Origin of the sequence: Pigmentiphaga sp. NML030171 (assembly GCF_002188635.1) — a bacterium.
In the GTDB taxonomy this organism is placed as follows: domain Bacteria; phylum Pseudomonadota; class Gammaproteobacteria; order Burkholderiales; family Burkholderiaceae_B; genus Pigmentiphaga; species Pigmentiphaga daeguensis.
In genome coordinates this window covers 17,359-31,281 of sequence record NZ_NINX01000055.1, presented here as the reverse complement: position 1 = coordinate 31,281, position 13,923 = coordinate 17,359, and the positions used below count along the sequence as shown (strand labels likewise).

Here is a 13,923-nt window from a genome sequence, read left to right as displayed (position 1 = left end):
TTGTTGCGAAGCACAAATAGCGTCGCTGGGCTCGATTCATGAACCGAACCCGCGCCTTCATATTTGTAACAACGGGATGTCGCCGAAACGGGCCGAGTATATAGAAACTCCCCCTGGCCTGCCAATACGATTGTTTACACTTGACACACTTTCCAGAGCTGTCCGCGCCATGACCGAAACGAAACCCGACTCGTCCGTATCCCTCCCCTCTGGCACGCCCGGGGCGGCGGCGACATATCCGGTTACACCGGAGGTCGAGCGGGACCTGGCGATCGTGCGGCGCGGCTGCGACGAACTGCTGGTCGAGGCCGAATTCGCGCGCAAGCTGGCCCGCAGCCGGGCCACCGGCGTGCCGCTGCGCATCAAGCTCGGCCTGGATCCCACCGCGCCCGACATCCACCTGGGCCATACGGTCGTCCTGAACAAGATGCGCCAGTTGCAGGAACTGGGCCACACGGTCATCTTCCTGATCGGCGACTTCACCTCGATGATCGGCGACCCCAGCGGCCGCAACGCCACCCGCCCGCCGCTGACGCGCGAGCAGATCGAGGCCAACGCCAAGACCTACTACGCCCAGGCCAGCCTGGTGCTGGACCCGGCCCGCACCGAGGTCCGCTACAACTCGGAATGGTGCGACCCGCTGGGCGCGCGCGGCATGATCCAGCTGGCTTCGCGCTACACCGTGGCCCGCATGCTGGAGCGCGAGGATTTCACCAAGCGCTTCAAGGGCGGCGTGCCCATCTCGGTCCACGAGTTCCTGTATCCCCTGATGCAGGGCTACGACTCGGTGGCGCTGAAGGCGGACCTGGAACTGGGCGGCACCGACCAGAAATTCAACCTGCTGGTGGGGCGCGAGCTGCAGAAGGAATACGGCCAGGAGCCCCAGTGCATCCTGACGATGCCGCTCCTGGAAGGGACGGACGGCGTCGAGAAGATGTCCAAGTCCAAGAACAACTACATCGGCATTTCCGAGGCGCCCGAGTCGATGTTCGGCAAGCTCATGTCGATCTCCGACACGCTGATGTGGCGCTACTACGAGCTGCTGTCGTTCCGGTCGCTGGAAGAGATCGCCGGCTTGAAGCGCGAGGCCGAGGCCGGCCGCAATCCGCGCGATATCAAGGTGATGCTGGCCCAGGAAATCGTTACACGTTTTCATTCGGCCGCCGCCGCCGAACAGGCCCTGGCGGACTTCGAGGCCCGCTTCAAGCAGAAGGCCATTCCCGACCAGATGCCCGAGGTCTCGATCGCGGGCGCGCCGCTGGGCATCCTCCAGGTGCTGCGCGAGGCGGGGCTCTGCGCCTCGGCCTCCGAGGCGCAGCGCAACATCGAACAAGGAGGCGTGCGCATCGATGCGGCCAAGGTCGAGGACAAGGGCCTGAAGCTGGACGCCGGCACCTACGTCGTACAAGTTGGTAAACGAAAGTTCGCGCGCGTCACGGTACGATGAGGGACCGGAGTCGCTTTCCGGGCCGGCGCGAACCATCCCGCCCCGCGCCGCCTTTGGCACACCATGCCAGGTAGACGATTTTTAGGAGTATCGCGATGAAGCTCTGGAGCAATTCCTTCATGGATGGCGAACCCATCCCGGCGCGTTATGCCTTCGGCAAGATCGATCCCAAGACGCAGGTGACGCTGTCCGACAACGTCAATCCCCATCTGGCCTGGGACGACGTGCCCGCCGGCACGCAATCGTTCGCGATCATCTGCCACGACTACGACGTGCCCAGCAAGGGCGACGACGTCAACCAGGCCGGCAAGCAGGTGCCGGCCGATCTGCCGCGCGTGGACTTTTTCCACTGGGTACTGGTGGACGTGCCCGCGGGCAAGACCGAAATCGAGGAAGGCGAGTTCTGCAACGGCGTGACGCCGCGCGGCAAGGCCGGCCCGATGGCTCCCGGCGACACCCGCCAGGGCGTCAACGACTACACCGGGTGGTTCGCCGCCGACCACGACATGAGCGGCGATTACTACGGCTACGACGGCCCGTGCCCGCCGTGGAACGACTCCATCATCCACCACTACGTGTTCACCGTGTATGCGCTGGACGTGCCCAGGGTCGACGTCGACGGCAAGTTCGGCGGGACCGACGTGCGCCGCGCGATCGACAAGCACGTGCTGGGGCAGGCGGCCATCACGGGCACCTACACGCTGAATCCGGCCCTGGCGCCGCGCCGGATCGCGCCCAATGACTGAGCTCTGGCTGATCCGGCACGGCGAGACCGAATGGAACCGGTTGCGCCGGGTGCAGGGGACGCTCGACATCGGCCTGAATGCGCTCGGCCGCGCCCAGGCCGAGCAGGTCGCCGCCCGGTTCCGGCCCGGGCGCGACCGCGTGCATGCCATCTATAGCAGCGACCTGGCGCGGGCCCACGATACCGCCCGTCCCACCGCGGGCAAGCTGGGACTGGAAGTGCGGCTCGATGCCGGCCTGCGCGAACGCAAATACGGCGTCTTCGAAGGGCTCAGCTTCGACGAACTGGCCGAGCGCCACCCGCAGGCCGCGGTGGCCGTGCGCGAACGGCATCCCGACTACGAACTGGACGGCGGCGAATCGCTGCGCCAGTTCCATCATCGCGTGGTGGCCACGCTGGACCGCATCGCCGCCGCCCACAAAGGCGAGCGCGTACTGGTGTTCACCCACAGCGGCGTGCTGGACACCGCCTACAGGCATGCCGAGGGATTGTCGCTGCGCGCCGAGCGCCGGCACACGCTGCACAACGTCAGCATCAACCGCCTGCTGATCGACGGCGCCCGCTGGCGGGTGGAGAGCTGGGGCGACGTGGCCCACCTGGAAGGCGCCGGGCAGGACGCCTGGGAAGAGCCGGCCGACGCGGCCTAGGCTGCGGGGCCAGCCAGCTCGCCGTGGACCTCAAGCAACTCGAATATTTCGTCAGCGTGGCCGAGCTGGGCGGTTTCACGCGGGCGTCCATCGCGCTCGGCATCGCCCAGCCCGCGCTCAGCCGGCAGGTGCGCCAGCTCGAGATCGAACTGGGGCAAAGCCTGCTCAGGCGCACCGGGCGCGGAGTGGTGCCCACCGAGGCGGGACAGATGCTGCTGGAGCACGGACGGGGCATCCTGCACCAGGTGGCGCGCACCCGAGAGGAGCTGGGACGGTTGCGCGGGGCCCTGGCCGGCCGGGTGGCGATCGGCCTGCCGCCCCGCTTCGCCAAGATGCTGACCGTGCCCTTGACCCGCGCCGTGCGCGCGCGGCTGCCCGAGGCGGCGCTGTCCATATCCGAGAGCCTTTCCACCGGGCTGCAGGAGTCGCTGCTGAGCGGCCGGCTGGACATCGCGCTGTTGTACAACCCGGCACCGTCACCGGACATCGACAGCGTCGTGCTGCTGGAGGAGGACTTCTACCTGGTCACCCGCCGCCAGGGGCGGGCGCGCAAGTCGATCAGCGTGCGCGAGCTGGCCGACGAGCCCTTGGTGATCCCGACCCGGCCCAACACCATACGCATGCTGGTCGAGGCGGAACTGGCCAACATCGGGCTGCATCCGCGCATCGCCATGGAAATAGACGGTGTGGCCGCCATGCTCGACCTCGTGGCCGAGGGCGTGGGAGGCGCGGTGCTGTCGGTCAATGCCGTTCGCACGTCGGGCCGCGAGGAGGTGTTCCGCGCGGTACCCATCGTCAAGCCGCGCCTGCGCAGCAAGCTGGCGCTGGCGGTCAGCGCGCAGCGCCCCGCCACGCGCACCCAGCAGGCCATGCAGGACATCATGCGCGAGCTGGTGCTGGGCCTGCGCATGTAGCGGCGCGAGCCCGGCGCAGCCACGCCAGCCCCGCCGACGTGCCGCCCGGCTGCGCGCCCAGCCGGGGGTGGTATTCGCAGCCGACCCAGCCGTCATAACCCAGTTCGTCCAGCAGCCCGAACAGATAGGGATAGTTGATCTCGCCGGTATCCGGCTCGTGCCGGTCCGGCACGCCCGCGATCTGCACGTGGCCGACGTGCCCGGTGGGCAGGTAGCGGCGCAGCCGGGCGGCCAGGCCGCCTTCCACGATCTGGCAGTGATAGAGATCCATCTGGATCTTCAGGTGGGGCGAGCCCACTTCGCGGACGATCCCATGGGCCTGATCCTGGCGGGTCAGGAAAAAGCCCGGCACGTCGCCAGGGTTGATCGGCTCGATCAGTACCGTGCGCCGGTCGCGCGCGGCCAGGTCCGCGGCCCAGGCCAGGTTCTCGACGTAGGTGGCGTGCAAGGCCGGGAGATCCGCCTGCGCAGGGATCCGGCCGGGCATGACGTGGAGGTTGTCGCAATCGAGCGCCGACGCGTAGTCGAGCGCATGTAGGAAGCTGTCGCGGAATTCGCGGCGCCGGTCGGGCAGGCAGGCGATTCCGCGTTCATCCGGGTGCGACCTGGGCGTGGCGTTGAAGAACACCAGGCGCAGCCCGTGATCGCGCAGCCGGGCCGCCAGCTCCGCTTTGGCATGGCCGTAGGGAAAGAAGAACTCGACCGCCGTGAACCCGTCCCGCATCGCGCAGCCGAACCGCTCCAGGAAGGGGCGGTCGGGATAGAGCATCGAGAGATTGGCGGCGAAGCGGGGCATGGTCGATGGCTCCGTGGGGCGTTCAGACCGGGGTCAGGACCTGTCCGCCGCGGAAGTAGGCGTCCAGGTTGTCGCACACCAGCCGTTCCATGTCGGCGCGCGACTCGCGCGTGAAGCCGGCGATGTGCGAGAGCGCCACGACCTGGTCCATGTCCAGCAGGGGCTGGGGCACGTCGGGCTCTTTCTCGAACACGTCCAGGCCCGCGCCGCCCAGCCGGCCTTCCTGCAAGGCCCGGACCAGCGCGGCTTCGTCGACCACGCTGCCGCGCGCGATGTTGACCAGGATACCTCGCGGGCCCAGCGCATCCAGCACTTCCGCGTCGACCAGGTGGCGGGTGGCAGGGCCGCCGGGGCAGGCCACCACCAGGAAATCGGCCCACCGGGCCAGTTCCACCAGCGAGGGCTCGTGCTCGTGCGGGCTGCCCGCGACCGGCCGGCGCGTGTGATAGCGCACCACCATGTCGAAGCCGGCCGCGCGGCGCGCGACGGCCTGGCCGATGCCGCCGAAGCCCAGCAGGCCCATGTTCTTGCCATGCACGCGGGTCATCAGCGGGCGCTGGCCGGTCTTCCAGCCGCCGGCCCGCACGAAGCGGGTCGTGACGGAAATGCCGCGCGCCACGTCGATCGCCAGGCCCATGGCCAGGTCGGCGACGCAGCCGTCCAGGACGCGCGGGGTATTGCTGACCTGCATGCCCAGGCGCCTGGCGGTTTCGACGTCGATCTTGTCGTAGCCCACGCCGAAGTTGGCGATGACGCGGACATTGGGCACGGCGTTCAGGATGTCGGCGCCGCAGGCGTCGCGCACGTGGATCGCGATGCCTTCGAACGCGGGGCCGTGCTCGGCCAGGAAGGCGGCGCGATCGGACTGCTTCCACAGCGGGGTGACGTCGTAGTCGCGCGCCAGCCGCTCGTCGGCGGGGGCGGTGATGGGGCCGATCTGCAGGATGCGGTGTTTCATCGTGGGCTCTCCCGGGGTCAATCGCGGTAGCTCGTATCGCGTCGGTCCAGCATCCGCAGCAGGGCCGGCCACTCGCGTTCGCCGTGGGGGGGATGGGTGCCGTCCGGATTGGGCGTGGGCGCGTGGCGCAACTGCTGATAGGCGCGCTCGGTCACGGCCGGCGCCGGCATGTGCAGCGGGCTGCCGGCCGACAGCGTCAGCAACTGTGTCTGGCATGCCCGTTCGAGCCGCTGCATGTTGACGAAGGCCTCGGCCACGGTCCTGCCCACGGCCAGCAGTCCGTGATTGCGCAGGATCATGACGTCGCGGTCGGCCAGGTTGGCGGCCAGCCGCCGGCGCTCGTCCACGTCCACCGCCACGCCTTCGAAGTCGTGGTAGCCCACGCCGCCGGCGAAGCGCATCGCGGTCTGGTTCAGCGGCAACAGGCCGCATTCCAGGGCCGAGACCGCCATGCCCGCCGGCGTGTGGGTATGCAGGACGCAGGCCACGTCCGGGCGCGCGCCATGGATCGCGCTGTGGATCACGTAGCCGGGCAGGTTGATCGTGTACTGCGCATTGGGGTTGTGGATCACCTTGCCGGCCAGGTCGACCTTGATCAGGCAGGACGCGGTGATCTCCTCGTACATCATGCCGAACGGATTGATCAGGAAGTGCTCGTCGTCGCCCGGGACCCGCGCCGAGATGTGATTGAGGATCATGTCGCTCATGCCGAACAGGTCGATCAGCCGGTAGCACGCGGCCAGGTCTATCCTCGTTCGTCTTTCCGCCTCGGTGATGGCGGCGGTCGTTTCCTGCGGCGCCGAAGGCGCCGTGCTGCGGTGGGTCATGACGTTTCCGTTTGCCTGGTCGGGTTTCATTGCTTCTCGATGCCTGCTTCTTCGATGACGACCCGCCACTTGGCGGCGTCCTTGCGGAAGACCTCCTTGAGCGCCTCCGGCGTGCTGGCGCGCGGCTCTATGCCCAGCGCGATGAAGCGCTGGCGCACGTCCGGCGCCTGCAGGGCCTTGCCGATCTCCTGGTTGAGCTTCTGCACGATCGCGGGCGGCGTGCCGGCGGGGGCGACGATGCCGTTCCACGAATCGGATTCATACCTGGCCAGGGCCGGGTTGCCGCTTTCGGCGATGGTGGGCACGTCGGGCAGGAACCCTATCCGCGCGGGCGCCGTGGTCGCGATGGCTCGCAGCGACCCGCCGCGGATCTGGCCCAGCACGCCCGTGACGGTTTCCATCGCCACCTGCACATTGCGGCCGCGCAGCGCGGCGATGACGTCGCCGGTGGACTTGAACGGGACGATGGGCACGTCCAGTCCCGCCATCGTCGCGAACAGGCGCGCGGAAAGATGCTGGGCGCTGCCGACGCTGATCGTGCCAATGTTGAAGTGCGCCGGATCCCGGCGGGCGGCGCCGACGACGTCGTCGACGGTCTTGAGCGGACTGTCCTTGTCGGCCACCAGCAGGAAGTGGAAGGTACCGATGGTGGAGATCATCGAGAAGCTCTCGACCGGATCGTAGGGCAGCGACTTGAACAGATAAGGGCTGAACGCGTTCTGCCCGCTGACCAGCAGCAGGGTGTAACCGTCCGGGGCGGCACGGGCCACCATGGACGCGGCCGTGATGCCGCCGGCGCCGGGGGCGTTTTCGACCACTACGCTCTGACCCATGGATTCGGCCATTTTCTGCGCCAGGGTACGCACCACGGTATCGCCCAGCCCGCCCGGGCCGAAGCCGACGACGATCTTGACCGGCTTCTGCGGGAAGGCCTGCGGCCACGCCGCCAGCGGGGCCAGGAGGGTGGCGAGCGCTAGCAGCAACGGGGAAAGGAGCCCGCGCGGGGGCGGGCGATGATGGCGGTCCATGGCGTCTCCTGATGATCCGGCAGTGTCGTCCTGCCTGGAAGAGCATTGTGGTCGGGCGCGGCGCTGGCCGATACCGCGTTCCATGGACAGCTGTTATGCCGTTTTGATATGGCTGCCCTCGCCGTAGGGGTTTCCGCCGTCTGAGCGCCCGAAGTCGATCGGCTATGCTTGCGCCTTGATTTCCACGCACCTTCCCGACATGGCCACTTCCACCTCCCGCACCGTTTTCCGTTCAACCCGCCGCCGCCTGCTGGCCGCCGCACCGGCGCTCGGCCTGGCCGCTGCCGCAGCCCCCAGCGCCCGGGCCCAGGGCCGCAAGCGGGTGACCCGCATCATCGTGCCCTTCGCGCCGGGAGGCGGGAACGACGTGTTCGCGCGCCAGCTCGCGCACAGCCTGAACGCGATGACCCAGAAGGACGTCATCGTCGAGAACAAGCCGGGCGCCGGCGGCAACCTTGGCACGGAACTGGTGGTGCGCGCCGCGGCCGACAGCAATACCTTCCTGCTCGGGCATACGGGTACGATCGCCATCAATCCCGCGCTGTACAAGAACCTGTCGTTCAACGCCTCCACCGACCTGCAGCCGGTCGCGATGTTCGCGTCGTCGGCGCTGCTGCTGGTCGTGCCGGCGGCCTCGCCCGTCAAGAGCGTCGCGCAGCTGGCCGACGCGCTGAAGGCCAAGAATGCCGACCTGTCCTATGCGTCCAGCGGCGCCGGCACGGGCGGCCACCTGACGGCGGAAATGTTCCTGCACGCGCTGGGCGCGCGCGCCGTCCATGCGCCGTACAAGGGCACGGCGCCGGCGCTGGCGGACGTGGCCGGCGGCCAGGTGGATTTCAGTTTCAGCGTGATCCCGGCCGCCATGGCGCTGGTCAAGGCCGGCAAGCTGCGGGCCCTGGCCGTCACCAGCGCGAAGCGGCTGGCGCTGCTGCCGGACGTGCCGACCGTGGCCGAATCCGGCGTTTCCGCGCTGGCGGGTTTCGAAAGCACGCTGACCTACGGCATCCTGGCTCCCAAGGGCGTGCCGCAGGCGGACGTGGCGCAGCTTGGCGCCGAGATCCTGAAGGCGGCGTCCACGCCCGAATTCCAGTCCAAGCTGGGCATCGAAGGCGCCGAGCCACTGCTGGGCGGCGCGGCCGAGTACGCCCGCAAGGTCCAGGAAGAAAGCCGCAAGTGGTCCGAGGTGGTGAAGTTCTCGGGGGCGTCGGTCTAGCGGCCGTTGCGGGCGGAATCGGGAGGCTGCTCAGACCGGATTCAGCACCTGCCCCGTCCGGAAATACGCATCCAGGTTGTCGCACACGCGGGCTTCCATGTCCGCCCGCGATTCGCGGGTGAAGCCGGCGATGTGCGAGACGGCCACTACGTTGTCCATCTCCAGCAGGGCCTGGGGCACGTCGGGCTCGTTCTCGAACACGTCCAGGCCCGCGCCGCCCAGCCGGCCTTCCTGCAAGGCCCGGACCAGCGCGGCTTCGTCGACCACGCTGCCGCGCGCGATGTTGACCAGGATGCCCTGCGGGCCCAGCGCCTCCATGACTTCGGCGTTCACCAGGTGGCGGGTGGCGGCGCCGCCGGGGCAGGCCACCACCAGGAAATCGGCCCATCGGGCCAGTTCCACCAGCGAGGGCTCGTGCCGGTACGGGGTGCCCGCGACCGGCCGGCGCGTGTGGTAGCGCACGTCCATGTCGAAGCCGGCGGCGCGCCGGCCGATGGCCTGGCCGATGCCGCCGAAGCCCAGCAGGCCCATGTTCTTGCCGTGCACGCGCGTCATCAGCGGGCGCTGGCCGGTTTTCCAGCCGCCGGCCCGGACGAAGCGGGTCGTGACGGAAATGCCGCGCGCCACGTCGATCGCCAGGCCCATGGCCAGGTCGGCGACGCAGCCGTCCAGCACTTCGGGCGTGTTGCTGATCTGCATGCCCTGGCGCTTGGCGGTCTCGACGTCGATCTTGTCGTAGCCCACGCCGAAGTTGGCGATGACGCGGGCATTGGGAAGGGCATTCAGGATGTCGGCGCCACAGGCGTCGCGCACGTGGATCGCGATGCCTTCGAACCCGGCGCCGTGCTCGGCCAGGAAGGCGGCGGGGTCGGCCTGCTTCCACAGTGGGGCGATGTCGTAGTCGCGCGCCAGGCGGGCGTCGACGGCGGGCGTGATGGAGGCGATCTGCAGGATGCGGTGCTTCATCGGGAGAGTCCTGGAAGTCGGTTGTCGGTCGCGGTCAGGGTGCCACGATAGCCCATGTTGCGCCGCCGCGCAGACGTGCGCCAGGGCGCTCGAGACTGGGGTAAACTAATTCTTGCCTTCACCCTGCGTGACTGGCGACTCTAGGCTTCGGGGCCTAGGTGGGTTTACCACAAGGAAGCGCAGGGTTTCGGCGGTTAGGTTCGTCCCGTCCGGGGCGTGGCCGCGCCGCCCGCCGTTCGCCTGGGCAGCCGTTAGGCAGATTCGTAGATCGCGTCACGCCGTCTTTCGTTTCGGCTGCCCTGCCGCGCAGGCGCAGCAGGGCGATGTGGCGCGGTTTCCGTCATATCGGCTGGCCGTCGCGTTGAATCCGTCGGTTGGCCCCCCGTTCTGCACAGGAAGGAAACCGTCATGTTCGACCGCAACCGCACCATCGCCCAGGCCGATCCCGAGCTCTGGTCCGCCATCGAGCTGGAAAACCAGCGCCAGGAACAGCACATCGAGCTGATCGCCTCGGAAAACTACGCCAGCCCGGCCGTCATGCAGGCGCAGGGCACGCAGCTCACCAACAAGTACGCCGAAGGCTATCCCGGCAAGCGCTATTACGGCGGCTGCGAGTTCGTGGACATCGTCGAGCAGCTGGCCATCGACCGCGCCAAGCAGATCTTCGGCGCCGACGCCGTGAACGTGCAGCCCAACTCGGGCTCGCAGGCCAACCAGGGCGTGTACATGGCCGTGCTCAAGCCCGGCGACACCGTGCTGGGCATGAGCCTGGCCGAGGGCGGCCACCTGACGCACGGCTCGCCGGTCAATGCCTCGGGCAAGCTCTACAACTTCCTGTCCTACGGCCTGAACGCCCAGGAAGAAATCGATTACGACCAGGTCGCGCGCCTGGCCGCCGAGCACAAGCCCAAGCTGATCGTGGCCGGTGCCTCGGCCTATGCGCTGCGCATCGACTTCGCCCGTTTCGCCGAGATCGCCAAGGCCAACGGCGCGCTGTTCATGGTGGACATCGCCCACTACGCCGGCCTGGTCGCCGGCGGCGCCTATCCCAACCCGGTCCCGCACGCCGATTTCGTCACCTCGACCACGCACAAGTCGCTGCGCGGCCCGCGCGGCGGACTGATCATGTGCAAGGCCGAGTTCGAGAAGGCCGTCAACTCCGCCATCTTCCCGGGCATCCAGGGCGGTCCGCTGGAGCACGTCATCGCCGCCAAGGCCGTGGCCTTCAAGGAAGCGCTGGATCCCTCGTTCAAGCAGTATGCCGCCCAGGTCGTGGCCAACGCCAAGGTGATGGCGGAGACGCTGGTCGAACGCGGCCTGCGCATCGTGTCCGGACGCACCGAGAGCCACGTCATGCTGGTGGACCTGCGCGCCAAGGGCATCACGGGCAAGGACGCCGAACTGGCGCTGGGCCAGGCTCACATCACGGTCAACAAGAACGCGATCCCGAACGATCCGGAAAAGCCCTTCGTCACCAGCGGCGTGCGTGTCGGTTCGCCGGCCATGACCACGCGCGGCTTCAAGGAAGACGAGGCCCGCCTGACCGCCAACCTCATCGCCGACGTGCTGGACAACCCGCGCGACGAGGCCAACATCGCGGCCGTGCGCGAGCGCGTCAACGCCCTGACCGCGAAGTTCCCGGTCTATGGTGGGTAGTAGGGCTCACCCCCTACGCCCTTCGGGCGCCCCCTCGAGGGGGCGGCGCTGGCGGACCGGTAGGAAAGACCACTCCCTGCGCCCTTCGGGCGCCCCCTCAAGGGGGCGGCGCTGGCGGACCGGCAAAGCCGGATCCGCTGCGCCCTGGGGGGCTGGTCTTAAAGAGGGAGTCGCACGCATGGACGCCATTTTGGCCGAGGACCGCAGATGAAGTGTCCTTTCTGTCGCCATGAGGACACCCAGGTGATGGACACCCGGGTGCTGGAAGAGGGCAGCGCCATTCGACGGCGCCGCCGCTGCACGCATTGCGATCGGCGCTTCACCACCTACGAGCGGGTGGAGTTGTCGCTGCCGGCGGTGGTCAAGCGCAATGGCAGCCGGTCGGAGTACGACCAGGGCAAGCTGCGCGGCAGCCTGATGCTGGCGCTGCGCAAGCGGGCCGTCAGCGCCGACGCGGTGGAAGCCGCCGTCACGCGCATCGAGGAAGCCCTGATGACCAGCGGCCTGCGAGAGGTGCCCTCCGAGCGCGTGGGCGAGCTAGTCATGCAGGAGCTCAAGAAGCTCGACAAGATCGCCTACATCCGCTTTGCCTCGGTCTACAAGAGCTTCGAGGACGTGGATGAATTCACCGACGTCGTGCGCGAGGTCCAGGGGCCCCGGCCTCCCGGCGCGAAGTCCTGATCGCCGATGAGCGCCGACATTCCCGAACGTCCCGAGGATGCCGCCTGGATGCGGCGCGCGCTGTCGCTGGCCGACGGCGTCATGTATACGACTTCGCCGAATCCGCGCGTGGGCTGCGTCATCGTGCGCGACGGCCAGGTCCTGGGCGAAGGCGCGACCCAGCCCGTGGGCGGGCCGCATGCCGAGGTGCGGGCGCTGCGCGACGCGCAGGCGCGCGGCTTGTCGGTGGCAGGCGCCACCGTCTACGTCACGCTGGAACCCTGCAGCCACCATGGCCGCACGCCGCCATGCGTCGATGCGCTGGTCGCCGCCGCGCCGGCGCGGGTCGTCGTGGCGATGGGCGATCCCAATCCGCGCGTCAACGGCGAAGGCCTGGCTCGGCTGCGCGCCGCGGGCATCGAAGTCACCGCGGGCGTGTGCCTGGACGAGGCGCTGGCGCTGAACGTCGGCTTCGTCGCCCGCATGAGCCGCGGCACCCCCTGGCTCTGGGCGAAGATGGCGGCGTCGCTGGACGGGCGCAGCGCGCTGCCCAACGGGCGGTCGCAATGGATCACCGGCGAGGCCGCCCGCGCCGACGGCCATCACTGGCGCGCGCGCAGTTGCGCCGTGCTGACCGGCATCGGCACCGTGCTGGCCGACGATCCCCGCCTGGACGTGCGCCATGTGGCGACCACGCGCCCGCCGCGCAAGATCGTGCTGGATACGCATCTGCGCATGCCGGCCGCTGCGCGCCTGCTCGACGGCACGGAAACCTGGGTCTTCACGGCGCGCGAGGATGCCGGGCGGGTCGCCGAACTGGCGGCGCGCAATGCGCGGGTCATTTGCCTGCCGGGCGCGGATGGCCGCGTCGACCTGCCCGGCGTCATGCGCTGGCTGGGGCAGCACGACATCAACGAAGTCCATGCCGAGGCCGGCGCGGTGCTGACCGGCGCCTTGCTGCAGGAGGGCTGCGTGGACGAATTGCTGGTCTACATGGCGCCCATGGTGTTGGGCGAGGGCGCCGGCATGGCGCGCTTGCCCCTGATCGAGGATCTGGGCCAGGCACGCCGTTTCCAGTTCGTGGACGTGCGCGGGCTGGGCCCGGACGTCCGGCTGCGGGCGCAGGACCCGCGGCGGCTGGCGGCGGCTCGCGCGGCCGCCACGCCCGCGCGGCGGGCCTGATCCGCCGCCGTCAGGGCGCCGTCCGGCTGCCCAGCGTGCGCGAGAGCTCGGCGGCTTCCCGCATCACCATTTCTCCGAATTCCTGGATGCGATCGGCGGGCAGCCGCGCGCCGGGGCCGAATACGCCCAGCGAGCCCGCCACCTGGCCGCTGCGATCGAAGAAGGGCGCGGCGATCGCCACCGCGCCCTGTATCAGTTCATCCCTGCTGACGGCATAGCCCCGGCGCCGCACCATGTCCAGGTCTTCGGCCGGCCGCTCGATGTCCAGGCCGCGCTCGGCCGCGTAGCGGCGGCGGTCCTCGTCGCCCTGGCCGATGTTGGCCAGGATGGCCCGGCCGCTGGCGCCCACCGATATGCGCTCGCGATAGCCGATGCCGCGCTTGAAGCTCAGGGGCTGGGGACTGGGCAGCTCGGCGATGCAGAGCCGGTCTCCGCCTTGCAGCACGAACAGGGCCACCGTCTCGCCGGTCTGCTCGCGCAGCCGCTGCATGGGCGGCGCCGCCAGCGCGCTCAGGTCCAGGCTGGAAGTCCAGACGTGGGCGAGCTGGCCCACCGAGGGCCCCAGGCGGAATTTCTGCGGATCGCCCTCCGATACCACGAAGCCGCACTGCTCCAGCGTGTACAGCAGGCGGTACAGCGTGGGCCGGCTCAGGTCCACGCGCTTGAGCAATTGCCCCACCGTCAGCTCGTAGTCCGTGGCCGTGAAGGCCAGCAGGATTTCCAGGGCCCGGTCCACGGCCCGCACGCTTTCGCCCGGTTTCTCGGTTTCCGCCACGCCTTTCCTCGTTCGTCTCTGTCCATCCAGCCCGACATCGTAGCCGAGCCGACGCCCGGTTCCGTGGGCGCCTGCCCATTGACATTCCGTTTTATGTCCGTAGAATGGA

Annotated in this window: 14 protein-coding genes and 1 riboswitch; of the genes, 8 read left to right on the top strand and 6 right to left on the bottom strand. The window is 69.0% G+C overall.

The genetic code is table 11. The features are described 5' to 3' along the window. Positions 1-169: 169 nt before the first annotated feature. The 4 genes from tyrS (at position 170) to CDO46_RS26805 (ending at position 3,753) form a co-directional block, all read left to right on the top strand. Positions 170-1,447, top strand: a complete 1,278-nt coding sequence (tyrS, locus tag CDO46_RS26820; RefSeq protein WP_087841628.1) for a tyrosine--tRNA ligase — start codon at positions 170-172, stop codon at positions 1,445-1,447. A 95-nt stretch (positions 1,448-1,542) separates the two neighbouring features. Further along, the gene (locus CDO46_RS26815) at positions 1,543-2,193 is read left to right on the top strand and encodes a YbhB/YbcL family Raf kinase inhibitor-like protein (protein WP_087841627.1); all 651 of its coding nucleotides are present in this window, start codon (positions 1,543-1,545) and stop codon (positions 2,191-2,193) included. Then, the gene (locus tag CDO46_RS26810) at positions 2,186-2,839 is read left to right on the top strand and encodes a histidine phosphatase family protein (protein ID WP_087841626.1); all 654 of its coding nucleotides are present in this window, start codon (positions 2,186-2,188) and stop codon (positions 2,837-2,839) included. The genes CDO46_RS26815 and CDO46_RS26810 overlap by 8 nt, the downstream gene beginning before the upstream one ends. 23 nt (positions 2,840-2,862) lie before the next feature. After that, positions 2,863-3,753, top strand: a complete 891-nt coding sequence (locus CDO46_RS26805) for a LysR substrate-binding domain-containing protein (protein WP_087841625.1) — start codon at positions 2,863-2,865, stop codon at positions 3,751-3,753. Here CDO46_RS26805 and otnI read toward each other — a convergent pair. From otnI to CDO46_RS26785, 4 genes are read right to left on the bottom strand one after another with little or no spacing between them, the layout of a single operon-like run. Beyond that, a complete protein-coding gene (otnI, locus tag CDO46_RS26800; protein WP_087841624.1) occupies positions 3,719-4,549 on the bottom strand; it encodes a 2-oxo-tetronate isomerase in 831 nt (276 codons plus the stop codon). The two genes, CDO46_RS26805 and otnI, sit on opposite strands and share 35 nt — an antisense overlap. A 22-nt stretch (positions 4,550-4,571) precedes the next feature. Beyond that, the gene (locus tag CDO46_RS26795; protein WP_087841623.1) at positions 4,572-5,507 is read right to left on the bottom strand and encodes a 2-hydroxyacid dehydrogenase; all 936 of its coding nucleotides are present in this window, start codon (positions 5,505-5,507) and stop codon (positions 4,572-4,574) included. Positions 5,508-5,524: 17 nt separating this feature from the next. Then, a complete protein-coding gene (locus CDO46_RS26790) occupies positions 5,525-6,334 on the bottom strand; it encodes a class II aldolase/adducin family protein (RefSeq protein WP_087841622.1) in 810 nt (269 codons plus the stop codon). A gap of 26 nt (positions 6,335-6,360) precedes the next feature. Further along, a complete protein-coding gene (locus CDO46_RS26785) occupies positions 6,361-7,362 on the bottom strand; it encodes a tripartite tricarboxylate transporter substrate binding protein (protein ID WP_165963390.1) in 1,002 nt (333 codons plus the stop codon). Positions 7,363-7,561: 199 nt separating this feature from the next. On the opposite strand from CDO46_RS26785, the gene CDO46_RS26780 reads away from it, so the two are divergent. Beyond that, complete coding sequence (locus CDO46_RS26780) at positions 7,562-8,575, top strand: tripartite tricarboxylate transporter substrate binding protein (RefSeq protein ID WP_087841755.1); 1,014 nt, start codon at positions 7,562-7,564, stop codon at positions 8,573-8,575. Positions 8,576-8,605: 30 nt separating this feature from the next. Here CDO46_RS26780 and CDO46_RS26775 read toward each other — a convergent pair whose 3' ends face one another. After that, the gene (locus CDO46_RS26775; RefSeq protein WP_087841620.1) at positions 8,606-9,541 is read right to left on the bottom strand and encodes a 2-hydroxyacid dehydrogenase; all 936 of its coding nucleotides are present in this window, start codon (positions 9,539-9,541) and stop codon (positions 8,606-8,608) included. 117 nt (positions 9,542-9,658) lie between these two features. After that, a riboswitch (ZMP/ZTP riboswitch) is annotated at positions 9,659-9,794 on the top strand. A 155-nt stretch (positions 9,795-9,949) separates the two neighbouring features. Between CDO46_RS26775 and glyA the strand changes: the two genes are divergently transcribed. The 3 genes from glyA (at position 9,950) to ribD (ending at position 13,039) form a co-directional block, all read left to right on the top strand. Further along, positions 9,950-11,197 carry a serine hydroxymethyltransferase gene (gene glyA, locus CDO46_RS26770; RefSeq protein ID WP_087841619.1) on the top strand — a complete coding sequence of 416 codons (1,248 nt, stop codon included), beginning with the start codon at positions 9,950-9,952 and terminating at the stop codon, positions 11,195-11,197. Positions 11,198-11,404: 207 nt separating this feature from the next. Then, positions 11,405-11,878 carry a transcriptional regulator NrdR gene (nrdR, locus tag CDO46_RS26765; protein WP_087841618.1) on the top strand — a complete coding sequence of 158 codons (474 nt, stop codon included), beginning with the start codon at positions 11,405-11,407 and terminating at the stop codon, positions 11,876-11,878. A gap of 48 nt (positions 11,879-11,926) precedes the next feature. After that, positions 11,927-13,039, top strand: a complete 1,113-nt coding sequence (ribD, locus tag CDO46_RS26760) for a bifunctional diaminohydroxyphosphoribosylaminopyrimidine deaminase/5-amino-6-(5-phosphoribosylamino)uracil reductase RibD (protein WP_087841754.1) — start codon at positions 11,927-11,929, stop codon at positions 13,037-13,039. Between the two features lie 10 nt (positions 13,040-13,049). On the opposite strand, the gene CDO46_RS26755 is transcribed toward ribD, so the two are convergent. Continuing rightward, complete coding sequence (locus CDO46_RS26755) at positions 13,050-13,814, bottom strand: IclR family transcriptional regulator (RefSeq protein ID WP_243724688.1); 765 nt, start codon at positions 13,812-13,814, stop codon at positions 13,050-13,052. Between the last annotated feature and the right edge of the window lie 109 nt (positions 13,815-13,923).

Bases quoted from the DNA above. Each gene is read 5' to 3' on its own strand.
- CDO46_RS26795 (WP_087841623.1), bottom strand. From the start codon at position 5,507: ATGAAACACCGCATCCTGCAGATCGGCCCCATCACCGCCCCCGCCGAC.
- CDO46_RS26775 (WP_087841620.1), bottom strand. From the start codon at position 9,541: ATGAAGCACCGCATCCTGCAGATCGCCTCCATCACGCCCGCCGTCGAC.
- CDO46_RS26785 (WP_165963390.1), bottom strand. From the start codon at position 7,362: ATGGACCGCCATCATCGCCCGCCCCCGCGCGGGCTCCTTTCCCCGTTG.
- ribD (WP_087841754.1), top strand. From the start codon at position 11,927: ATGCGGCGCGCGCTGTCGCTGGCCGACGGCGTCATGTATACGACTTCG.
- nrdR (WP_087841618.1), top strand. From the start codon at position 11,405: ATGAAGTGTCCTTTCTGTCGCCATGAGGACACCCAGGTGATGGACACC.
- tyrS (WP_087841628.1), top strand. From the start codon at position 170: ATGACCGAAACGAAACCCGACTCGTCCGTATCCCTCCCCTCTGGCACG.
- CDO46_RS26815 (WP_087841627.1), top strand. From the start codon at position 1,543: ATGAAGCTCTGGAGCAATTCCTTCATGGATGGCGAACCCATCCCGGCG.
- CDO46_RS26810 (WP_087841626.1), top strand. From the start codon at position 2,186: ATGACTGAGCTCTGGCTGATCCGGCACGGCGAGACCGAATGGAACCGG.
- CDO46_RS26790 (WP_087841622.1), bottom strand. From the start codon at position 6,334: ATGACCCACCGCAGCACGGCGCCTTCGGCGCCGCAGGAAACGACCGCC.
- glyA (WP_087841619.1), top strand. From the start codon at position 9,950: ATGTTCGACCGCAACCGCACCATCGCCCAGGCCGATCCCGAGCTCTGG.
- CDO46_RS26780 (WP_087841755.1), top strand. From the start codon at position 7,562: ATGGCCACTTCCACCTCCCGCACCGTTTTCCGTTCAACCCGCCGCCGC.
- otnI (WP_087841624.1), bottom strand. From the start codon at position 4,549: ATGCCCCGCTTCGCCGCCAATCTCTCGATGCTCTATCCCGACCGCCCC.